Annotated in this window: 22 protein-coding genes; 10 read left to right on the forward strand and 12 right to left on the reverse strand. The window is 58.9% G+C overall.

The genetic code is table 11. From position 1 onward, the window contains the following. Positions 1–113 precede the first annotated feature (113 nt). Positions 114–1,313, reverse strand: a complete 1,200-nt coding sequence (tyrS, locus tag PMI18_RS02605) for a tyrosine--tRNA ligase (RefSeq protein WP_007906860.1) — start codon at positions 1,311–1,313, stop codon at positions 114–116. A 210-nt stretch (positions 1,314–1,523) separates the two neighbouring features. On the opposite strand from tyrS, the gene PMI18_RS02600 reads away from it, so the two are divergent. Then, a complete protein-coding gene (locus PMI18_RS02600) occupies positions 1,524–2,939 on the forward strand; it encodes a peptidoglycan DD-metalloendopeptidase family protein (protein ID WP_007906861.1) in 1,416 nt (471 codons plus the stop codon). Positions 2,940–2,942: 3 nt separating this feature from the next. After that, positions 2,943–4,034 (forward strand): anhydro-N-acetylmuramic acid kinase, encoded by a 1,092-nt coding sequence (locus tag PMI18_RS02595; RefSeq protein ID WP_007906862.1) that lies wholly within the window; start codon positions 2,943–2,945, stop codon positions 4,032–4,034. A 75-nt stretch (positions 4,035–4,109) separates the two neighbouring features. Here PMI18_RS02595 and erpA read toward each other — a convergent pair whose 3' ends face one another. Then, positions 4,110–4,460, reverse strand: coding sequence for an iron-sulfur cluster insertion protein ErpA (gene erpA, locus PMI18_RS02590; RefSeq protein WP_007906865.1), 351 nt, complete (start codon positions 4,458–4,460; stop codon positions 4,110–4,112). A 168-nt stretch (positions 4,461–4,628) separates the two neighbouring features. Beyond that, a complete protein-coding gene (argC, locus tag PMI18_RS02585) occupies positions 4,629–5,663 on the reverse strand; it encodes an N-acetyl-gamma-glutamyl-phosphate reductase (RefSeq protein ID WP_007906867.1) in 1,035 nt (344 codons plus the stop codon). Between the two features lie 135 nt (positions 5,664–5,798). On the opposite strand from argC, the gene hemJ reads away from it, so the two are divergent. The 6 genes from hemJ (at position 5,799) to coq7 (ending at position 10,407) form a co-directional block, all read left to right on the forward strand. Further along, positions 5,799–6,230: a protoporphyrinogen oxidase HemJ gene (hemJ, locus tag PMI18_RS02580; RefSeq protein ID WP_007906869.1), complete on the forward strand. Its 432-nt coding sequence runs from the start codon at positions 5,799–5,801 to the stop codon at positions 6,228–6,230. 33 nt (positions 6,231–6,263) lie between these two features. Then, positions 6,264–7,232, forward strand: a complete 969-nt coding sequence (locus PMI18_RS02575; RefSeq protein WP_007906870.1) for an NAD(P)H-dependent flavin oxidoreductase — start codon at positions 6,264–6,266, stop codon at positions 7,230–7,232. Between the two features lie 93 nt (positions 7,233–7,325). Further along, complete coding sequence (locus PMI18_RS02570) at positions 7,326–8,303, forward strand: DUF805 domain-containing protein (RefSeq protein WP_007906871.1); 978 nt, start codon at positions 7,326–7,328, stop codon at positions 8,301–8,303. A gap of 62 nt (positions 8,304–8,365) precedes the next feature. Next, complete coding sequence (locus tag PMI18_RS02565; protein ID WP_033036890.1) at positions 8,366–9,154, forward strand: SDR family NAD(P)-dependent oxidoreductase; 789 nt, start codon at positions 8,366–8,368, stop codon at positions 9,152–9,154. Between the two features lie 81 nt (positions 9,155–9,235). Beyond that, complete coding sequence (locus PMI18_RS02560) at positions 9,236–9,574, forward strand: histidine triad nucleotide-binding protein (RefSeq protein ID WP_007906873.1); 339 nt, start codon at positions 9,236–9,238, stop codon at positions 9,572–9,574. A 185-nt stretch (positions 9,575–9,759) separates the two neighbouring features. Beyond that, positions 9,760–10,407 carry a 2-polyprenyl-3-methyl-6-methoxy-1,4-benzoquinone monooxygenase gene (gene coq7, locus PMI18_RS02555; protein WP_007906874.1) on the forward strand — a complete coding sequence of 216 codons (648 nt, stop codon included), beginning with the start codon at positions 9,760–9,762 and terminating at the stop codon, positions 10,405–10,407. 174 nt (positions 10,408–10,581) lie between these two features. Here the strand turns inward: coq7 and PMI18_RS02550 are convergent, their stop codons facing one another. Next, the gene (locus tag PMI18_RS02550) at positions 10,582–11,004 is read right to left on the reverse strand and encodes an OsmC family protein (RefSeq protein ID WP_003176451.1); all 423 of its coding nucleotides are present in this window, start codon (positions 11,002–11,004) and stop codon (positions 10,582–10,584) included. A 249-nt stretch (positions 11,005–11,253) separates the two neighbouring features. Between PMI18_RS02550 and crp the strand changes: the two genes are divergently transcribed. After that, positions 11,254–11,898 carry a cAMP-activated global transcriptional regulator CRP gene (gene crp / locus PMI18_RS02545; RefSeq protein WP_007906877.1) on the forward strand — a complete coding sequence of 215 codons (645 nt, stop codon included), beginning with the start codon at positions 11,254–11,256 and terminating at the stop codon, positions 11,896–11,898. Positions 11,899–11,922: 24 nt separating this feature from the next. Here crp and PMI18_RS02540 read toward each other — a convergent pair whose 3' ends face one another. The 4 genes from PMI18_RS02540 to PMI18_RS02525 all read right to left on the reverse strand — a co-directional run bounded on the left by PMI18_RS02540 (position 11,923) and on the right by PMI18_RS02525 (position 15,255). Continuing rightward, entirely contained in the window at positions 11,923–12,624 is a 702-nt protein-coding gene (locus PMI18_RS02540; protein WP_007906879.1) for a lipoate--protein ligase family protein, read from the reverse strand. Positions 12,625–12,769: 145 nt separating this feature from the next. Next, complete coding sequence (gene trpC, locus PMI18_RS02535; RefSeq protein ID WP_007906881.1) at positions 12,770–13,606, reverse strand: indole-3-glycerol phosphate synthase TrpC; 837 nt, start codon at positions 13,604–13,606, stop codon at positions 12,770–12,772. Continuing rightward, the gene (gene trpD, locus PMI18_RS02530) at positions 13,603–14,652 is read right to left on the reverse strand and encodes an anthranilate phosphoribosyltransferase (RefSeq protein ID WP_007906883.1); all 1,050 of its coding nucleotides are present in this window, start codon (positions 14,650–14,652) and stop codon (positions 13,603–13,605) included. The genes trpC and trpD overlap by 4 nt, the downstream gene beginning before the upstream one ends. Before the next feature lie 9 nt (positions 14,653–14,661). Then, on the reverse strand, positions 14,662–15,255 hold the full coding sequence (locus tag PMI18_RS02525) for an aminodeoxychorismate/anthranilate synthase component II (protein ID WP_007906885.1): 594 nt from the start codon (positions 15,253–15,255) through the stop codon (positions 14,662–14,664). Between the two features lie 405 nt (positions 15,256–15,660). Between PMI18_RS02525 and estP the strand changes: the two genes are divergently transcribed. Next, entirely contained in the window at positions 15,661–17,568 is a 1,908-nt protein-coding gene (estP, locus tag PMI18_RS02520) for an esterase EstP (RefSeq protein ID WP_007906887.1), read from the forward strand. 207 nt (positions 17,569–17,775) lie between these two features. Here estP and trpE read toward each other — a convergent pair whose 3' ends face one another. The 4 genes from trpE to PMI18_RS02500 form a co-directional block, all read right to left on the reverse strand. After that, positions 17,776–19,257: an anthranilate synthase component I gene (gene trpE / locus PMI18_RS02515; RefSeq protein ID WP_007906889.1), complete on the reverse strand. Its 1,482-nt coding sequence runs from the start codon at positions 19,255–19,257 to the stop codon at positions 17,776–17,778. Between the two features lie 70 nt (positions 19,258–19,327). After that, positions 19,328–20,146: a phosphoglycolate phosphatase gene (locus PMI18_RS02510; protein ID WP_007906890.1), complete on the reverse strand. Its 819-nt coding sequence runs from the start codon at positions 20,144–20,146 to the stop codon at positions 19,328–19,330. Further along, complete coding sequence (gene rpe, locus PMI18_RS02505; protein ID WP_007906892.1) at positions 20,143–20,817, reverse strand: ribulose-phosphate 3-epimerase; 675 nt, start codon at positions 20,815–20,817, stop codon at positions 20,143–20,145. The genes PMI18_RS02510 and rpe overlap by 4 nt, the downstream gene beginning before the upstream one ends. An 86-nt stretch (positions 20,818–20,903) precedes the next feature. Beyond that, the gene (locus PMI18_RS02500; protein ID WP_007906894.1) at positions 20,904–22,052 is read right to left on the reverse strand and encodes an iron-containing alcohol dehydrogenase; all 1,149 of its coding nucleotides are present in this window, start codon (positions 22,050–22,052) and stop codon (positions 20,904–20,906) included. Between the last annotated feature and the right edge of the window lie 191 nt (positions 22,053–22,243).

The raw sequence follows: 22,243 nt of genomic DNA on the forward strand, positions 1-22,243 counted from the left end.
CTGCCGAAAACTGCATAACTCTTTGTTTACCAAGGAGTTTTCCGTTTCGACTGCGCCGGAAGTGGGGCGAATTATAGACTTCCAGAATCTGCCGTCAACCCCTGATTGCAGCTTTATTCGGATTTGAGCGTAATACGCGCAAATGCCTTCTTCCCGGCCTGGCAAACATGGGTCGCGCCCAGTACGTATATAAAGGTGCGATCGACAACCTCACCATCTATACGCACACCACCAGAACCCAGAAGATCGCGCGCCACTGCGGAGTTCTTCACCAACCCTGCTTTATTAAGGACCGCAGCGATCGGCATATCCTCGGCGGCAGTCAATTCGATCTCTGGCAGATCATCCGGCAGCTCACCGTCTTTCATACGGTTGCCCGCCGCACGATGGGCATTGGCCGCAGCCTCTTCACCATGGAAGCGCGCAACGATCTCTTCGGCCAGCTTGATCTTGATGTCACGTGGATTCGCGCCCGCTTCGACGTCAGCCCGGAACGCGTTAATCTCTTCCATGGAGCGGAAACTGAGCAATTCGAAGTAACGCCACATCAGTACATCCGGAATAGAGACCAGCTTGCCGTACATGACACCCGGCGCTTCCTGGATACCGACATAGTTGCCCAACGACTTGGACATCTTCTTCACGCCATCCAGACCTTCGAGCAGCGGCATGGTCAGAATGCATTGAGCCTCTTGACCATAACCACGCTGCAGCTCACGCCCCATCAGCAGATTGAACTTCTGATCGGTACCACCCAGCTCGACATCCGCGCGCAATGCGACCGAGTCATAACCCTGAACCAGCGGATAGAGGAACTCGTGAATAGCGATTGGCTGATTGGTCGTGTAGCGCTTGTCGAAATCGTCGCGCTCAAGCATGCGAGCCACGGTGTATTGCGAAGTCAGGCGAATGAAGTCGGCCGGCCCCATCTGATCCATCCAGGTGGAGTTGAACGCCACTTCGGTCCTGGCTGGATCAAGAATCTTGAAGACTTGAGTCTTGTAGGTCTCGGCATTCTCGAGAACCTGCTCACGGGTGAGCGGAGGACGTGTCGCGCTCTTGCCGCTTGGATCACCGATCATCCCGGTGAAATCACCTATAAGGAAGATCACCTGATGCCCCAGATCCTGGAACTGGCGCAACTTATTAATAAGCACGGTGTGACCCAGGTGCAAATCCGGCGCGGTCGGATCGAAGCCTGCCTTAATACGCAGCGGCTGGCCACGCTTGAGTTTCTCGATCAGCTCGGACTCGACCAACAGTTCTTCTGCACCACGTTTGATCAGCGCTAGCTGCTCTTCAACCGACTTCATAACAGACCCGCAAGGCTCAGATTCAAAGGGGAACAACCATACAAGATCGCGCACCAAATACAAGTTTTGCCCGGCGCGCGGACGCCAATCCACGGACAGAGCGCTCGCAGACTTGCTTAAGAGATGATTTGGTTATATTTTATACAGTTATTTCGTCTTCATCATGTCATTCATCTTTTCCAATTCATCTTTTCAAAGTCAAAATTACCTATGACCACAGAACCGTCTAAAGCGCCGCCGCTTTACCCGAAGACCCACCTGCTCGCAGCAAGTGGCATCGCCGCCCTTCTTAGCCTGGCGCTTCTGGTATTCCCTTCCAGTGATGTTGAAGCCAAAAAGACGACCCTGAGTCTTGAACTGGAAAGCCATGCAGAACAACTGACACAAGATCAAGACGCCGCCGACGTCGTCCAAGCCACAAATGAGCCGGCGGCCTCCCCTTTCGCGCAGATCGAAAACAGCGCCGAAGACACCCCGGAAACCGCTCAAGTCGCCCCCGCGCCGGTCGTCGAAGAGAAGAAGGCGCCAGGCCACAGGGAAGTGATTGTCAGCAAAGGCGACACTCTCTCGACGTTGTTCGAGAAAGTCGGCCTTCCAGCCACTTCGGTGCATGAAGTACTGGCCAGCGACAAGCAGGCCAAGCAGTTCAGCCAGCTCAAACATGGCCAGAAGCTTGAGTTCGAACTGAGCCCTGATGGCCAGCTGACCAATTTGCACAGCAAAGTCAGCGACACGGAAAGCATCAGCCTGACCAAGAACGACAAGGGTTATGCGTTCAATCGCATTACCGCCAAACCTACAGTTCGCTCCGCCTATGTTCATGGCGTGATCAACAGCTCGCTGTCGCAATCTGCCGCCCGAGCCGGTTTGTCCCACAGCCTGACCATGGATATGGCCAGTGTGTTTGGCTATGACGTCGACTTCGCCCAGGATATTCGCCAGGGTGACGAGTTTGATGTGATTTACGAGCAGAAGGTCGTCAATGGCAAAGCAATCGGCAACGGCCCGATCCTCTCCGCACGCTTCACCAACCGCGGCAAGACTTACACCGCGGTGCGCTACACCAACAAACAAGGCAACAGCAGTTACTACACGGCTGACGGCAACAGCATGCGCAAGGCGTTTATCCGTACCCCGGTAGACTTCGCCCGCATCAGCTCGAAATTCTCCATGGGCCGCAAGCACCCGATCCTGAACAAGATCCGCGCCCACAAGGGTGTCGATTACGCGGCACCACGCGGTACGCCGATCAAGGCTGCCGGTGACGGCAAGGTATTGTTGGCGGGGCGTCGCGGCGGTTACGGCAACACCGTGATCATCCAGCACGGTAATACCTACCGCACGCTGTACGGTCATATGCAGGGCTTCGCCAAAGGCATCAAGACTGGCGGCAGCGTCAAGCAAGGTCAGGTGATCGGTTACATCGGCACCACCGGTCTCTCCACCGGCCCGCACTTGCACTACGAGTTCCAGGTCAATGGCGTGCACGTCGATCCGCTGGGTCAGAAGGTGGCGATGGCCGATCCGATCTCCAAAGCTGAACGCTCACGCTTCCTCGCGCAAAGCCAACCGCTGATGGCGCGCATGGATCAAGAGAAAACCACTCAGCTGGCTTCGAAACGCTAAGCCATGGCGCTCTATATAGGTGTGATGTCCGGGACCAGCCTTGATGGCCTGGACATTGCGTTGATCGAGCAAACCCCGGCGATCAAGCTGATCGCCACCCATTACATCCCTATGCCTGATTCCCTGCGCGCCGAGCTACTGGGCTTGTGCGCCAGCGGCCCGGACGAGATTGCCCGCTCCGCCATTGCCCAGCAGAACTGGGTGAAACTGGCCGCACAGGGCATTCACACCCTCCTCGACCAACAAAACCTGAAACCCGACGACATTCGCGCGATTGGCAGCCACGGCCAGACTATTCGCCACGAGCCGGCGCGTGGGTTCACGGTGCAAATCGGCAACCCCGCCCTACTCACCGAGCTGACCGGCATCACCGTGGTCAGTGATTTCCGCAGCCGCGATGTAGCCGCTGGCGGACAAGGCGCCCCACTGGTTCCAGCCTTTCACGAAGCCCTGTTTGAAGAACGGCCTGGCAACCGCGCGGTATTGAACGTCGGCGGGTTCAGCAACCTCAGCCTGATCGAACCCGGCAAGCCTGTTGCCGGGTTCGACTGCGGCCCCGGGAACGTCCTGCTGGATGCCTGGATTCACCAGCAACGCGGCGACAACTTTGATCGTGACGGCCATTGGGCTGCCAGTGGCAAGGTGGTACCTGTCCTGTTGAACGAGCTGCTCAGTGATCCGTTCTTTGTGACTCAAGGCCCGAAGAGCACCGGCCGCGAAGTGTTCAATCTGCCATGGCTGATGCAGCATCTGTCACGGCTACAGACCTTCGCTGCCGAAGACGTACAGGCCACGCTGCTTGAACTGACTGCGCTGACCATTGTCGAGTCATTGCAAAGCGCCCAATCGGATACCCGGGAGCTGCTGGTTTGTGGTGGCGGCGCACACAACGCCACGCTGATGAAGCGCCTGGCCAGCCTGTTGCCGAACGCGAAAGTCAGCAGCACTGCTGCGTATGGAGTGGACCCGGACTGGGTCGAAGCCATGGCCTTCGCCTGGCTGGCCCATTGCTGCCTGGAAGGTATCGCGGCCAACCGTCCGAGTGTCACCGGTGCCCGCGGCCTGCGCGTACTCGGCGCCATCTACCCCGCCTGAGCCTGAAACCCCAGACAACAAAACGCCGCAGAGTCCTGAGACCTTGCGGCGCCTGGTAATGCGGTGAGGGTGCGATCAGATCGAGAACGAAGAGCCGCAGCCACACGTGGTGGTAGCGTTCGGGTTCTTGATCACGAAACGCGAACCTTCCAGACCTTCCTGGTAATCCACTTCGGCACCTGCCAGGTACTGGAAGCTCATTGGATCGACCACCAGGCTGACGCCTTCGCGCTCGACGATGGTGTCGTCATCGGCCACTTCTTCATCGAAGGTGAAGCCGTATTGAAACCCTGAACAACCGCCGCCCGTAACGAATACGCGCAGCTTCAAGCGATCATTCCCCTCTTCATCGACCAGGCTCTTCACCTTGTGCGCGGCACCGTGGGTGAATTGCAAAGCCGTGGGGGTGAAGGATTCGACGCTCATGCTGACTATCTCCCGGCGTTACGCCGCCATAATGCGTGATGACGCGCATTATCCGCTTCTCCCAGAAAATCGGTCAACTATTGTTACGGTATATCAATCAACCCAATTGTCAGACCACAATGCAAAAAGGCCCGTTCGACGGGCCTTTTTGCTGAGCGGGATAAAGCCTTACGGCAGCATGCCCGCATGGGACAGACCCAAGCGCTCATCCAGGCCGAACAGGATATTCAGGTTCTGCACCGCCTGACCCGACGCGCCTTTGACCAGGTTATCGATCACCGACAATACCACCACCAGATCACCATCCTGCGGACGGTGCACGGCAATACGGCAAACGTTGGCACCGCGCACGCTGCGAGTTTCCGGATGGCTGCCGGCAGGCATCACATCGACGAACGGTTCGTTGGCATAGCGCTTTTCGAACAACGCTTGCAGATCCACCGAGCGATCCATAACAGTTGCGTAGAGCGTCGAGTGGATGCCGCGAATCATTGGCGTCAGGTGCGGAACGAAGGTCAGCCCCACGTCCTTGCCCGCTGCACGACGCAGACCCTGACGGATTTCCGGCAAGTGACGGTGCCCTTTGACGGCGTAAGCCTTCATGCTTTCCGACGTCTCGGAGTACAGCGAACCTACAGAAGCGCCACGACCGGCGCCGCTGACGCCGGATTTGCAGTCTGCGATCAAGCGCGAAGTATCCGCCAGACCCGCTTCGAGCAAAGGAAGGAAACCCAATTGCGTGGCAGTCGGGTAGCAACCCGGCACAGCGATCAGGCGCGCTTGCTTGATTTGCTCACGATTGACTTCTGGCAAGCCGTAAACCGCCTCCTCCAACAGTTCCGGCGCGCCGTGCGGCTGACCGTACCATTTGGCCCACTCATCGGCGTCTTGCAAACGGAAGTCTGCCGACAGGTCGATGACCTTGGTCCCGGCAGCCAGCAACTCACCCGCCAAGGCATGGGCGACACCGTGCGGTGTGGCGAAGAACACCACGTCGCAGGCCCCGAGGGTCTTGATGTCCGGAACGCTGAAAGCCAGGCCGTCGTAATGGCCTCGCAGGTTCGGGTACATGTCGGCCACGGCCAGGCCGGCCTCGGATCGGGAAGTGATCACTACCACTTCAGCTTGCGGATGCTGTGCCAACAGACGCAGCAGTTCGACACCGGTGTAACCCGTGCCGCCGACGATACCGACCTTGACCATAAACCTGCCCTCAACGAACCCACTGGAAAGCCGTCGATAATAGGGGCCGCGCAGCCCTGCGACAACCGTCAAGGTGACGTGCGGACGCTCTACCCCCTACTATCTTCGCTACCGTGAACCTTGGAATAACTAAAAATGCTTTATCTGTGGCTCAAAGCGCTTCATATCGTCAGCATGGTCTGCTGGTTTGCCGGCCTGTTTTACCTGCCGCGCCTGTTCGTCTATCACGCCCAAAGCGAAGACACCGTCAGCAAGGAACGCTTCAGTATCATGGAGCGCAAACTGTACCGGGGCATCATGGGCCCGGCGATGATCGCCACCCTGGTGTTCGGCATCTGGCTGATCAGTCTCAACCCAAGCGCCTACTTCACCCAAGGTGCATGGATGCATGCCAAATTGACCCTGGTGGTGATCCTGATCGGCTACCACCACATGTGCGGCGCACAGGTAAAACGTTTTGCCCGTGGCGAAAACACCCGCAGCCATGTCTTTTATCGCTGGTTCAATGAAGTGCCGGTTCTGATATTGCTGGCTATCGTAATTCTGGTCGTCGTTCGGCCGTTTTAATCCAACAAGCATCATTCACCCGGGGTACTTCCAATGTCGCTGCCCGCTTTGCTCGAACAACGTTTACGTCTGCCCGTGATGGCGGCGCCGATGTTCCTGATTTCCAACCCTGAACTGGTACTCGCCTGCTGCCGTAATGGCGTAGTCGGCAGCTTTCCTGCGCTGAACCAGCGTGAGAGCAGCGGTTTCAAGGCCTGGCTGGAAGAAATCGAAGCAGGCCTGGCGAAACTGGAAAACCCCGCGCCTTATGCGGTGAACCTGATCGTCCACAACAGCAACCCGCGTTTGCAGGCGGATCTGGCGATCTGTATCGAGCACAAAGTACCGATCGTGATCACTAGCCTCGGTGCCGTGAAAGAACTGGTCGACGCCGTGCACAGCTATGGCGGCCTGGTGTTTCATGACGTGACGACCCGTCGCCACGCGGAAAAAGCCGCCGAGGCCGGCGTGGACGGTTTGATCGCCGTGGCTGCGGGCGCCGGTGGTCACGCCGGGACCTGGAGCCCGTTTTCGCTGATCGCCGAGATTCGACAGTTTTTCGACAAGACCTTGTTGCTGGCCGGCTGCCTGAACCATGGCCATGAAATTCTTGCCGCGCAGTTGCTCGGTGCGGATTTGGCCTACTTCGGTACGCGATTTATCGGCACCACGGAAAGTCATGCGCCTGACGCGTATAAGGAGATGCTCCTGACTTCCAGAGCCGCAGACATCGTCCATACTCCAGCGGTGTCGGGAGTACCGGCAAGCTTCATGCGCCGGAGCCTGGAGGCCGCCGGTTTCGACATGGCAGCCCTGCAAGGCAAGGGCGAGGTGAATTTCGGCTCCAAGCTCAAGCCGTTGAGCGATGAAGCCAAAGCCTGGAAAACCGTGTGGTCCGCAGGCCAGGGCGTCGGAGAAATCGATGACCTGCCGAGTGTCGATCAACTGGTCGCACGTCTCGACACCGAATACCGCAATGCGCTGGAACTGGCGGCGGCGTTGCCCAAGCGCTGGCCGCGCTGACAGAAAAACTTGGCCAGCCCAATCCGGCTGGCCCTACACTTCATATTTGCAACTCCGTCTATTACAAACTCTCGCGACAAGGATGCCTCGGCCATGAGCGAAAACCGTTTCAAGATCGTCTTCGATGGCGCTCTGCAGCCAGGTGTTGACGCCACCACCGCGAAGCTCAATCTCGCCGAGCTGTTCAAAAGCGATGTTGCGGCCATCGAGCGCCTGTTCAGTGGCCGGACGGTTGCACTCAAGCGCGACCTGTCACACGCCGATGCGCAGACTTACCTTCAGGCACTGACGAAAACCGGCATCGATGCCCGAATCGAAACAGAACTCTCGATCGAGCTGAACCTGTCCGACGCTCACGAACACGCCCCTGCCAACAGCCAACCCGTCACGGCAGATCCCGATTCTCCCTATGCACCGCCCCGTGCCTCTGTCGGCGAAGCACTGCCGGAGTTTTCTGCACTCAAGGCATTCAGTTTCGTTGGCCGCATCGGGCGCTTGCGCTTTCTGGCCTGGACGATGGCTCTTACGCTGGTGACGCTTGGCGTTGGCTCCGTGTTGGCTATTTTCGGCTTCGCGCTCATTAGCACGGACTCGACTGCCGGCTTGATTCTCGCTGGCCTGCTGGCCTTTATCCTGGTCGTGGTGCTCGCCTTCATCAGCATCCAGTTCAGTGTGCAGCGCCTGCACGATATCGGCTGGTCCGGCTGGCTTTGGCTGCTGAACCTTGTACCGGTCGTGGGCAGCATTTTTCCGTTTGTCATAATGATTGTGCCGGGTAACAACACGGCCAACCGATATGGCGCACCACCACCGCCCAATAGCAACGCGGTCAGGGTGCTGGCTTCGCTGTGGCTGTTGTTTATCGCAATCATGTTTGTGGGCGGACTGACTGGAGGCCTCACCGCGATCCAGGATGAGTACGAAAGCGCCATCGACAGCACCTATCAAAGCAGCGCGGTGATCCCCGACGAAGTTGAAGTCGAGCCGGCCTATGAGGCCGAACCGGCGCCAAATTCATCCGATGATGCAGCCGAAGCAGCCGAGCCCCCTGTAGACTCTGCGAAAGAATGAACAGCGCTCCCCACCCGTGACACCTGCGTCGCCGGTGCGGAGCTGTTGCGATGGAGAACTGCATGACCCGTTACGCTCTGATCACTGGCGCTTCCAGCGGCATCGGCCTGGCGATGGCCGAAGCGCTGGCCCGGCGCGGCCGCGACCTGATTCTGGTGGCCCGACAGCGTGATCAGCTGGAAAGCATTGCGATTGAACTGACTCAACGTTTTGGTGTGGAGGTGCTGTTTCGTGCCTGTGACCTGGGCGAGCCGCTGAGGCTGTCCGGTTTTTTGCTGGAGCTGGAGGAAGGCGACCGGCAAATCGATTTGCTGGTCAACTGTGCCGGCATCGGTACCTGCGGCCCATTCCTGGCCCAGGACTGGATGACCGAACAAGACTTGATCGAAGTGAACATCCTGGCCCTCACTCGCTTGTGCCATGCCATCGGCAACAGCATGGCCTTGCAGGGCGGCGGGCAGATTCTGAACGTCGCCTCGGTCGCAGCGTTTCATCCCGGCCCCTGGATGAGCACTTATTACGCCAGCAAGGCTTACGTACTGCATTTTTCCGAAGGTTTACGGGTCGAACTGAAGAAATGCGCGGTCAAGGTATCGGTGCTGTGCCCCGGTCCGACCCGCACGGCGTTTTTCCGCACCGCGCAACTGGACACCGACAAACTGGTCGAGAGCAATTTGCTGATGAGCCCGGAAGAAGTCGCGCTCTATACCGTGCGAGCGCTGGCGAAAAATCGCGCCATTATTATCCCCGGTCGCCTGAATCGCTGGTTCGCGTTCCTGCCGCGGCTCGGCTCACGCTGGCTGACCCGGACAATCGCGGGCATGGTCAACAAAGCCTATTGCCCGCGCTGATCAATCCTCAAGGCAAAAGACTGGGCTCTGACATAACCCATGGTTACACTCAGGCCAGCCTAAACAACGGAGAAAACAGCTGTGGATACTCTGTTCACCAAGATCATCAACCGGGAAATCCCGGCCAAGATCATTTACGAGGACGACCAGGTACTGGCCTTCCACGACATCGCGCCACAGGCCCCCGTGCATTTCCTGGTAGTCCCGAAGAAACCGGTGCGCACCCTTAACGACCTCACCGAGGACGACAAGGCTTTGGCCGGGCATATTCTGTTCACGGCCCAGCGCCTGGCGCTGGAATTGGGCTGTGAAGAAGGTTTCCGGGTGGTCATGAACTGCAATGAATTGGGCGGGCAGACCGTCTATCACATTCATATGCACGTGCTGGGTCAGCGCCAGATGCACTGGCCGCCGGGCTGATTCATCAACCGCCCCCTGTAGGAGCGAGGCTTGCCCGCGAAGGCGTTCTCATGTGCGCCAAAAGCTTCGCGGGCAAGCCTCGCTCCTACAGGATTGGTGTCGGTCCCACCGGAAATGACCCAGCGCAAACCCTCCCCCGGCCGATTGAGTTAAACTGGCCGCCGAGATTCTTCCCGGAGGTCAGCATGACTACCCAACGTCACTACTCGCCAATTGACCGTCTTCTGCTGCAAGCCGATGCCGCGATGCGTACTTTGCTGCCCTTCAGTGGTCAGCCCTACCGTCCGTCGCCTGCCATCGTGCAGCCGGATGCGCAAATGAGCGACGAGGACACCCGACACGTCGCCGGCTTGATGCGCATCAACCATACCGGCGAAGTCTGTGCCCAGGCGCTGTATCAAGGCCAGGCCCTGACCGCCAAGCTGCCGAATGTGCGCGCCGCCATGGAGCACGCCGCCGAAGAAGAAATCGACCATCTGGTGTGGTGCGAACAACGCATTCATCAGTTGGGCAGCCACACCAGCATCCTCAATCCGCTGTTCTACGGTATGTCATTCGGGATTGGCGCGGTCGCCGGATTGATCAGCGACAAAGTCAGCCTGGGTTTCGTTGCTGCCACCGAGCATCAGGTCTGCAAACACCTGAATGAACACCTTGAGCAACTGCCGGCCGAGGACGAGAAATCCCGGGCGATCCTGGAGCAGATGCGTATCGATGAAGAGCATCATGCTGAAAGTGCGCTGGATGCAGGTGGATTTCGTTTTCCGGCACCGGTGAAGTTCGGGATGAGTTTGTTGGCCAAGGTGATGACGAAGAGTACTTATCGGATCTAAGTATTGCAGCGCCCGCGACGTCCCCATCGCGGGCAAGCCCGCTCCCACAGGGACCGCGTTTCGGCAATAAAAAAGGCGACTACCCGATGTAGTCGCCTTTTTTTGTACTCGGAACTCTTAGTTCGGCATGTTACGCGGGTAGAAAATTTGCAGCACCTGAGTCTGCACATCGATTCAACCGAGTTCGATGATTTCGTAGTCGTGGGTAATCGCCACGCCGGCCGCGCCGAGCATGATCGAGGCCGAGCAATACTTCTCGGCCGACAGCTCGATGGCGCGCTTGACCTGAGCTTCTTTCAGCCCGCGGCCCTTGACCACGAAGTGCATGTGGATCTTGGTGAAAACCTTCGGATCTTCGGTCGCACGCTCGGCTTCGAGGAAAGCTTCGCAGCTTTCGACGGCCTGACGGGACTTCTTGAGGATGCTGACCACATCGAAATTGCTGCAGCCGCCGACACCCAGCAGGAGCATTTCCATCGGCCGGACACCCAGGTTACGACCGCCGGCTTCGGGCGGTCCGTCCATGACCACGACATGACCGCTGCCGGATTCGCCGAGGAACATGGCTTCGCCAGCCCATTGGATGCGTGCCTTCATCGCCAAGACTCCACTGTCTAAAAAAGGGTCGCCAGCTTAGCACAGGGCCCTTGATTGGCAGCGCTTCGCCTTCCTAGGACATAACCATCTGCGTCGTAGGCAAATTCTCGAATCTTGAAGGAATGCGTCTGTTAAGCTGACGCCAAATCAATGGCGTATCGCCAGCTTTGCAGCGAATAAAAGGATCGCAGGCTTCGCCAGCGCCTACAAAAAAACAAACATACCGTGCAGTCTTTTCGGGATACAACCATGGTTGCTATTACCCCCACACCCAAAATCAAGAACCTCGACAAACTGTTGATGCACTGCCAACGCCGTCGCTATGCCGCCAAGAGCAACATCATTTGTGCCGGTGACCGCTCGGACACGCTGTTTTTCATCATCAAGGGTTCGGTGACCATCCTGATTGAGGACGACGACGGCCGTGAAATGATCATTGCCTACCTCAACTCCGGCGACTTTTTCGGCGAACTGGGTCTGTTTGAACAAGCGGGGCTGGAACAGGAACGCAGCGCTTGGGTGCGGTCCAAGGTCGAATGCGAAGTCGCGGAAATCAGCTACGCGAAATTCCGCGAGTTGTCCCAACAAGATCCAGACATTCTTTACGTGCTCAGCGGACAAATCGCACAGCGCCTGCGCAATACCACGCGCAAGGTCGGCGACCTGGCGTTCTTCGACGTAACCGGTCGCGTTGCGCGCTGCCTGCTGGAGCTGTGTAAGCAACCAGACGCCATGACCCACCCGGACGGCATGCAGATCAAGGTGACCCGTCAGGAAATCGGCCGGATTGTCGGTTGTTCCCGTGAGATGGTCGGCCGCGTGCTCAAGGATCTGGAGGAGCGCAACCTGGTCGACGTCAAAGGCAAGACCATGGTGGTCTTCGGCACGCGCTAAGATCGAAAGCCAGGCTCCGGGAATTTAAGCTCCGAGCATTTCTGCCAGCAACTGTCGGTACAGCGCACCGAGCCGTTCCAGTGCCTCAGGAGCGGCAAACTTTTCATGCAGGGCGATGTGGCTTTCAGCGCGAACCCGCTGCTCCAGGCCGCAGGCTTCGTTAAAGCGATTGACCGCCGCGACCATCGACTCTCGCTCGTCATCGATCAACATCGCCCCGTGCACCAGGCCGACCGGACGCTGGCCGCCCTTGCTCTGGCGCCAACGCTGGGCGGTGCCCACCATCTTTCGACCATCGAGGTTGACGTTGAAACGACCGTCGCAGAACGCGCCCTCGATTTCGCCCAAGGACGAAGTGCCGCCCAGCTCATCGAGTAACTGACAGATCGGATCGCACAGACGCCGGTAGCCGGTTTCGATGCGGTTCAGATCGCCTTCACTGCGCGGAGGGGCATAAACCAGTGCGATGTTGATGGTCGAGGCTGATTGCGGCACCGGCTCACCACCGGTTTCGCGCAGCAATACCGGCCAGCCTGCGGCGGCGGAGACTTCGCACGCTGCCTCGAACTGTGGCAGACGATTCAAGCGGCGGGGCATGACCAATGCGCGGTCAGTGGGTTGCCAGAACAGCAGACCGAACTCCGACTCACCGGTGCACACATGGGCCAACAGATCCTGCTCGGCGAGCAGGCCGGCTTCGATGGTCAGAGGGGTTGGTGAGGTCATAAGGTCTTCCGTTGGACATGAAGTCTGTGGTGCTACTTATGCCGCCATCGCGAGCAGGCTCGCTCCCACATTGGATCTCCGATGTTAGTAGATCTCTTGTGGGAGCGAGCCTGCTCGCGATGGGGTCGACTCGGTCTGCGTGTAATCAGTCGAGCGTAGAACCGCTCACTGGAATGCCACGCTCGGGAAAGAACAGGCGCTGCAACTCGGTACCCGGGCTTTCGGCGCGCATGAACGCTTCGCCGACCAGGAACGCATACACGTCGCTGATTTCCATCAGCTCGACATCGGCCCGGTTAAGAATGCCACTCTCGGTAATCACCAGGCGATCACGCGGAATACGCGGCAACAGGTCGAGGGTGGTTTCCAGATTGACTTCGAAAGTGTGCAGGTTGCGGTTGTTCACGCCCACCAGTGGCGTGTCGAGTGTCTTCAAGGCCCGCTCCAGCTCATCGCCGTCATGGACTTCCACCAACACATCGAGACCGACGCTTTTGGCCACCGCCGCCAGTTCGGCCATTTTCACGTCATCCAGTGCGGAAACGATCAACAGGACGCAGTCGGCGCCCAGAGCACGGGACTCGACAATCTGGTACGGGTCGATCATGAAATCCTTGCGGATCACCGGCAGCTTGCATGCCGCCCGAGCCTGTTGCAGATACGCATCGGCGCCCTGGAAGTAATCGATGTCGGTGAGCACCGACAGGCAGGTCGCGCCGCCCTTCTCGTAACTTCTGGCAATGTCCGCAGGCACGAAGTTCTCGCGAATCACGCCTTTGCTTGGCGAAGCCTTCTTGATTTCAGCAATGACCGCCGGCTGCTTCGTCTTGGCCTGCTCGATCAATGCCTTGGCAAAACCACGGGGTGCATCGGCCGCCTTGGCCAGGTTTTCCAGCTCCGCCAGGCTCACACGGGCGCTACGCTCGGCGACTTCCTGGACTTTGCGGGCCAGAATATTTTCCAGAACCGTCGGTACACTCATCCCTCATTCTCCACTTTGAATACCGCGGTAAATGCACCCAACTCCTCAAGTTTTTCCCGAGCGAGGCCTGTGTGCAGCGCATCGTGCGCCAGGGCAACGCCTTCTTTCAAACTGCTGGCATGGTCGGCGGCGTACAACGCGGCACCGGCATTGAGCACGATCATCTCGGCGGCTTTCTGACCGTTCTCGGTCTTGCGCTTGCCCAAGGCATCGCGAATCAGCTCAAGGGAAGCCGCCGGGCTTTCCACCGCCAGACCGTGCAGGCTCTGGCTCTTCATCCCCAGGTCTTCGGGTTCGACCCAATACTCGGTGATCTGGTCATTCTTCAATTCCGCCACAAAGGTCGGAGCCGCCAGACTGAACTCGTCCAGGCCATCTTTAGAGTGCACCACCAACACGTGTTTGCTGCCCAGACGTTGCAAAACTTCGGCCAATGGCCGGCACAACGCCTGACTGAACACACCCACCACCTGATGTTTCACACCGGCCGGATTCGTAAGCGGGCCGAGCATGTTGAACAGCGTGCGCAAGCCCAGCTCACGGCGTGGGCCGGCAGCGTGCTTCATGGCACTGTGGTGGGTTTGGGCAAACATGAATCCGATACCGACATTGTCGATGCAGCGTGCCACCTGAACTGGCGTCAGGTTCAGGTAGATACCCGCGGCTTCCAGCAAGTCGGCGCTGCCGCTTTTGCCCGACACCGCACGGTTACCGTGCTTGGCCACGGTGCAACCGGCCGCGGCAACGACAAACGAAGAAGCGGTGGAAACGTTGAAAATGTTCGCACCGTCGCCGCCGGTGCCGACCACATCGACCACGCCGTCGAGGGTATTGAGTTCAACCTTGTCCGCCAACTCGCGCATCGCCGTCACGGCACCGACGATCTCATCGATGCTTTCGCTCTTCATGCGCATGGCCATCATGAACGCACCGATCTGCGCATCCGTGCATTGCCCAGTCATGATTTCGCGCATGACATCGCGCATCTCATCGGTACTGAGGTCGAGGTGGCCGACGATACGGCTCAGGGCTGTCTTGATATCCATGGAAAGTCCTTAGCGCGTGCCGCCGGTTTGTTTGAGGAAGTTGGCGAACAGCTCGTGGCCCTGTTCGGTGAGGATAGACTCAGGGTGGAATTGCACACCTTCGATGTTCAGCGTCTTGTGGCGCAGCCCCATGATCTCGTCGACCGAGCCGTCTTCGAGCTGGGTCCAGGCGGTCAGCTCCAGGCAATCGGGCAGGGTTTCGCGCTTGACGATCAGCGAGTGGTAACGGGTGACCGTCAGCGGGCGATTCAGACCTTCGAATACGCCCTTGTCCTCGTGGAACACCGGGCTGGTCTTACCGTGCATGACTTGACGGGCACGGACCACATCGCCACCAAAGGCTTGCCCGATGGACTGGTGACCCAGGCAAACGCCGAGAATCGGCAGCTTGCCGGCGAAGTGCTTGATCGCTTCGATGGAAATACCGGCTTCGGTCGGGGTGCAAGGACCGGGCGACACGACAATGCGCTCAGGGTTGAGGGCTTCGATTTCGGCAATGGTGAGTTCATCGTTGCGCACGACTTTGACCTGGGAGCCGAGCTCACCGAGGTATTGCACAACGTTGTAAGTAAAAGAGTCGTAGTTATCGATCATCAGCAACATGGCGTTAAGAACCTCTTGAATTTACTGACTTTGAATACAGCCTTCGAATGATTTACCCGCAACGTCCTGCACTTTGTCAGTCGCTGGGGTCGCGCTGCAAAGCGGTTTGTCTTGCGGGAAAAGAAGGCAAAGCGGTAAAGATCCGGTCGGGCCGGCAGAAGGATTCAGGCGCGCCAACGCCAACGGGCGTGTGCCTTGATGACTTGATCCAGAAGTTTGCTGACGATCAACACGGGGAAGGTCTCATTTATACGTCTTGGCACAGTAACTTAGCTGGGCAGAGCGTGCAATATGGGCGATCGACGCGCGTGAAACAATCGACGGGTTCGCGCCGAACGGCAACAGCCTCTATAGTTTTTGGCACCATCGTTTTGCTCACTACAACAATAACAAACGGACTTGCTCATGATCAGACAGACGTTGGCTGTACCGCTTGCCGGCTGCTTGCTCGCCATTGCCTGCACCCAAGCGATCGCGGCGCCCAACCCTTATTCGAATTTCATTGTCTTCGGCGATAGCCTCAACGATGCCGGGCAGTTTACCGATACGGGCGGCCCTCCCGGTTCGACCCTGCGCTTCACCAACCGGACCGGGCCGGTTTACCAGAACGGCAGCGGCGAAGTCTATTCCGCCAACTCGACCCAACTGCTGGGTGACAGGCTCGGGTTTTCACCGGACCAGACGGCTGCTTCAACCTCGGCGGCGCGTGCGAACCTGGGCCTGCCGGATGGCAATAACTGGGCCGTTGGAGGTTACCGCACCGACCAGATCCTCACTTCGATCACGAGCGTATCCGCCACAGGTGAACGCACACGTTCGGGCTATCTGCCGACAAACAACTTCAGCGCCGATCCGAATGCGCTGTATTACATTTCCGGGGGTGGTAACGATTTTCTCCAGGGACTGGTACAAAGTGGCGCTCAGGCGAATGCCGCTGCGGATCGACTGGCAAACAGCGTCCAGGTCTTGCAGGCCGCCGGCGCCCGGTACATTGTGGTATGGCTGCTGCCCGACCTGGGTTTGACGCCCGCCATCAATGGCACGCCCCAGCAGACACCCACCTCACTACTGAGCTCTGCCTTCAACCGGCAACTGGTCACTCGACTGGCAGGGATCGATGCCGAAATCATCCCATTGAACATTCCACTGCTGCTGCAGGAAACCTTCGCCGATCCGGCGCGATTCGGCTTTGCTACAGGCCAGAACCTGACGGCGACCTGTTTCAGCGGTAACAGCTGCACCGAAAACCCTACGTATGGCATCAACAGTGCCACGCCGGATCCCAGCAAGCTGATTTACAACGATGGGGTCCATCCGACCGAGGCCGGGCAAAAACTGATTTCCGACTACGCCTACTCCCTTCTGGCTGCGCCGTGGGAGCTGACATTGCTGCCGGAAATGGCCCACGCTACCTTGCGTGCGCACCAGGACGAACTGCGCAGTCAATGGCAATCGGACTGGGAGAACTGGCAGGCGGTCGGCCAATGGCGCGCGATTGTCGCCGGCGGTGGCCAGCATCTGGATGTCGATAGCCAAAGCAGCGGCGCCAGCGCCGACGGTAGCGGCTACAACCTGAATATCGGCGGCAGCTATCGCCTTAGTGAAGCCTGGCGCGTCGGTGTCGCAGCAGGCTTCTATCGTCAGAACCTGGAAGCAGGCAACAACGATTCGGACTACAAACTCAATAGCTATCTAGCGACCGCCTTCGCCCAGTTCCAGCAGAATCGCTGGTGGGCCGATGCCGCGTTGACCGGTGGCAAACTGGATTACGACAACCTCGAACGCAAATTCGACCTGGGTGCCAGCGAAGGCGCGGAAAAGGGTGATACCGATGGCCATCTCTGGGCCTTCAGTACTCGCCTTGGCTATGACATTGCCCAACCGGGCAGCGAATGGCACCTGTCACCGTTCATCAGCGCCGATTACGCAAAAGCGGAAGTCGACGGCTATTCGGAAAACAGCAACCGCTCCACAGCGCTGACTTTTGATGATCAGACCCGAGACTCGAAACGCCTGGGTGTCGGCTTGCAAGGCAAATACAACTTCACCCGTCAGACCCAAGTGTTTGGCGAATATGCCTACGAGCGTGAATACGAAGATGACGTTCAGAAGGTAAACATCGCCCTCAACAGTCTGCCGGCAAATGACTTCACGCTCGAAGGTTATACGCCGCAGAGCCACTTGAACCGTGTGAGCCTGGGGGTCAGCCACAAGTTGACCGCCGACCTGGCGTTGCGTGGTGATTACTCTTTCCGCAAGGATGATGACTTTACCCAGCAGGGCATCAACGTTGGGGTGACGCTGGATTTCTGACCTTGCGTAAGCGGTTTGTGTAGGAGCTGGCAGGCACAAAAAACGCGCAGCCCTTACAGGCGCCGCGTTTTTTTATGAAGTAAGTACTCATGTGGCGAGCGAGCTTGCTCGCGTTCGGCTGCGCAGCAGTCGTCAGAAGGCCTGCTTCGCAGGCCAGCGGGAGCAAGCTCCCTCGCCACAAAAGCCCGCTCCCACAGGTTTGCGCACTTAGCTTTCCGGGGTTTGCTCGGCCAGGGCCACCGCGCGAAACATGGCGCGGCGCTTGTTCAGGGTTTCTTCCCATTCCAGGGCCGGCACCGAGTCAGCGACGATGCCGCCACCCGCCTGCACGTGCAGTTCGCCGTTCTTGATCACTGCGGTACGGATCGCAATCGCAGTGTCCATGTTGCCGTTCCAGGCGAAGTAACCGACCGCGCCGCCGTAGACGCCACGCTTGACCGGTTCCAGTTCGTCAATGATTTCCATCGCGCGAATCTTCGGCGCGCCAGACAAGGTGCCGGCCGGCAAGATCGCCCGCAGCGCGTCCATCGCCGTCAGCCCGGCCTTCAATTGGCCGGTAACGTTGGACACGATGTGCATCACGTTGGAATAACGCTCGATCACCATCTTCTCGGTGAGTTTCACCGAACCGATTTCCGAAACCCGACCGGTGTCGTTGCGGCCCAGATCGATCAGCATCAAGTGCTCGGCGATTTCCTTGTCGTCCGACAGCAGGTCTTTTTCCAGCGCCACGTCAGCCTCTTCGTTGGCACCTCGCGGACGAGTGCCGGCAATCGGGCGCACGGTGATCAGGTTGTCTTCGACCCGCACCAATACTTCCGGCGAACTGCCGACAACGTGGAAGTCGCCGAAGTTGAAGAAGTACATGTAAGGCGTCGGGTTGAAGCAGCGCAGCGCCCGATACAGATCGATAGGCGCAGCCTTGAAGTCGATCGACATACGCTGGGACGGCACGACCTGCATGCAATCACCGGCCAGGATGTATTCCTTGATGGTGTCGACGGCTTTTTCGTAATCGTTCTGGGTGAAGCTCGAGCGGAACACCGGATCAGCCGATTGCTGTTTGCTGAAGTCCAGGCCTCGGCGCGGGGTGATCGGCTGACGAAGTTGCTCGAGCAGCGCTTGCAGACGCGCCTGACCTTGTTCGAAGGCGTCTTCCTGCGATGGATCGGCCAGGACAATCGCGTGCATTTTGCCGGCGAGGTTGTCGAACACCACCACCGCATCGGACACCATCAGCAGAATGTCCGGTACGCCCAGTGGATCCGGGTTCGGGCATTTGCCCAGACGCTTCTCCACATAGCGCACGCAGTCATAACCGAAGTAGCCCACCAGACCACCATTGAAGCGCGGCAGACCGGCGATGGTCGGCACGTTGTAACGCGCCTTGAAGGCTTCGACAAAGGCCAGCGGGTCTTCAACGTCGTGGCTTTCGATCTCGACGCCGTCGTGGGTCACGCTGACGTGGTGATCGTGAACCCGCAACACGGTGCGGCACGGCAGGCCGATGATCGAATAACGGCCCCATTTCTCACCGCCCTGCACCGACTCCAGCAGGTAGGAATTGGGCTCGTCGGCCAGTTTCAGGTAGATCGACAACGGCGTGTCGAAGTCGGCCAGGGTTTCGCAGGCAAGCGGGATGCGGTTGTAGCCGGCAGCGGCCAAACGCAGGAATTCTTCGCGGATCATGAGGTGCCTCGTGGCTTGAGGGTCTAACGGTCAGGTGTGCAAACGCGCCGGTACGCCGGCCAGGAACAAGTCAGGCGCGCCAACGCCAGCGGGCCAGGGCCTTGATGACTTTCATCCAGAGTTTGCGAGTGACCACCACGATGGCGTTTCCAGGAGGGGATTGAACAGCGTCGGGCAACGTTATCTCAGCGGCCGGATCCAGGCAACCGGGAATTAGTTTGCGCAGATCATCGATCACCAGCGCCGGCGATTCTTCGGCAATCGGCCGACCGTGGTTATAGCCATAACTGAGGGCCACGCATTTGACCCCCGCCGCTTTCGCCGCCAGCACATCGCTGCGCGAGTCGCCGACGAACAACGATTGCGACGCCGGAATGTTGGCCATTTTCATCACGAAAAACAGCGCGGCCGGGTCAGGTTTCTTATTCGGCAGGGTGTCGCCACCGATGATCCATTTGAAGTAACGGCCGATCTTCATCTGATCCAGTAGCGGCGCGACGAAGCGCTCCGGTTTATTGGTGATCAGCGCCATTTCGACGCCTTGTTTGCTCAGCCACTTGAGGGTGTCACGCACGCCGGGGTAAACCACCGTCAGTTCGTGACCGTCCTCATAAAAGCCATTGAACAATTCCAGGGCATGCTCGGCCTCGACCTCATCGACTCCCTCGCCGTCGATGTGGTTAGCCAACGCCCGGCGCACCAGCATGTGCACGCCGTTGCCAACCCACTCGCGCACCGGTTCGATACCGGCAGGTTGACGCCCGAGTTTGAGCAGCATGTTATCCACGGCCGCCGCGAGATCAGGGACCGAATCGACCAGCGTGCCATCCAGATCGAACATCACCAGCCGCGGCAGACGCCCGGGGAACAGCTGCTCAAAGCCACTCATGGGCGAGCCAGCGCCAGTTCGGAGCGCATTTTTTCAATCACTTCCTGGTAGTTCGGCGCATTGAAGATCGCCGAACCGGCCACGAAGGTGTCGGCGCCAGCAGCAGCGATTTCACGAATATTGTTCACGTTCACCCCACCGTCGATTTCCAGGCGGATGTCACGACCGGAGGCATCGATCAGCGCCCGCGCTTCACGCAGTTTGTCGAGGGTGCCGGGAATGAACTTCTGCCCGCCGAAACCCGGGTTGACGCTCATCAGGAGGATCATGTCGACCTTGTCCATCACGTACTTGAGCACGTCCAGCGGGGTCGCCGGGTTGAACACCAGGCCGGCCTTGCAGCCGCCTTCGCGGATCAGTTGCAGGGAACGATCGACGTGCTGCGTGGCTTCCGGGTGGAAGGTAATGTAGGTCGCACCGGCTTCGATGAAGTCACCGACGATGCGGTCCACTGGGCTGACCATCAAATGCGCGTCGATCGGCGCAGTTACGCCGTACTTGCGTAGCGCGGCACATACCATCGGGCCGATGGTCAGGTTGGGCACGTAGTGGTTGTCCATGACATCAAAGTGCACGAAGTCGGCACCGGCGGCCAGGACGTTGTCCACTTCCTCGCCCAGGCGGGCGAAGTCGGCGGAGAGAATCGACGGAGCAATGACGAAGGGCTGCATGACGCACCTTTTTTGAGCAGAATCACGATGGCGCGCATTGTATACCTCATGCTTTGACGCGCGCACCGTGCTGCGATGATTGGGCTCTAATAGGCCGCCCGGTAGATCTTCTCGATATCGACGGCGCTCAGCTTGCGCGGATTATTGCGCATCAGGCGCTCGATACCGGCGGCTTCCACAGCCATGGCCGGGATCGCATCCTCGGGCACCCCGAAACTGCGCAGGCCCAGCGGGATTTCCACCGCGGCGCACAGCTCGGTCATCGCCTCCACGGCTTTGTCCGCCGCTTCATTGGCGCTCAGATGAGCAGTCTTCACCCCCATGGCCTCGGCAATATCCTGCATGCGCTCCACGCAAGCCATCTTGTTCCAGGTCATGACATACGGCAGCAGCAAGGCATTACTGACGCCATGGGCAATGTTGAAACGCCCACCCAGCGGATACGCCAACGCATGCACTGCGCCGACCCCGGCATTGCCGAACGCCATGCCGGCCATCAGGCTGGCGGTGGCCATATCTTCGCGAGCTTGCAGGTGGGATGGATTGGCGTAGGCCTTGGGCAGCGCCTGGGTAATCAGCTTGATCGCGCCAATGGCCAGGGCATCGGTGATTGGCGAGGCATTGAGCGACAGGTAGGACTCGATGGCGTGCACCAGCGCATCGACGCCACTGGCAGCGGTGACACTGCGCGGGCAGGTCAGGGTCATTTGCGGGCTGACCAGTGCCACGTCCGGCAACAGGTAATCACTGATAATGCCCTTCTTCAGCTGCGCAACCTTGTCGGAGAGAATGGCCACGTTGGTCACTTCCGAACCGGTGCCAGCGGTGGTCGGGATGGCGATCAGCGGCGGGCCTTTGCGCGGCACCTGATCGATGCCGAACAAGTCTTCCAGGGCGCCGTGGTAACCGGCATAGGCTGCAACACTCTTGGCGATGTCGATGGCACTGCCGCCACCGAGGCCGATCAGCCCGTCATGCCCGCCTTCACGGTAAACCCGCATGCAATCTTCGACGATGGCGATTTCCGGATCCGGCAACACCCGGTCGAAAATCTCGTAACTGCGCTCGCCCAGCTGCGCCAGCGCCAGCTCTACCGTACCGGACTTGACCAGTGCGGCGTCGGTGACGATCAACGGGTTGTCAACATCCAGGCGTGTGAGTTCAGCGGCCAGTTGCTCGATGGCACCTGCGCCGGTGATCAGTTTGTGAGCGATTTTGAAAGAGGAAAGACTCATGTGCGCAGCCTCTTATAGATAGGGGAGCTGGGCACAATAGTAGCTGGGGATTGGGGTTTGTCTGCTATTCAGGTCATGAATAACCATGCCCGCAACCTACCGATCGTTCCCATGCTCCGCGTGGGAATGCCTCAACGGACGCTCCGCGTTCGGCTCTCGATGGGACGCGGAGCGTCCCGGGCTGCATTCCC

The organism is Pseudomonas sp. GM102 (assembly GCF_000282555.1).
Taxonomy (GTDB): domain Bacteria; phylum Pseudomonadota; class Gammaproteobacteria; order Pseudomonadales; family Pseudomonadaceae; genus Aquipseudomonas.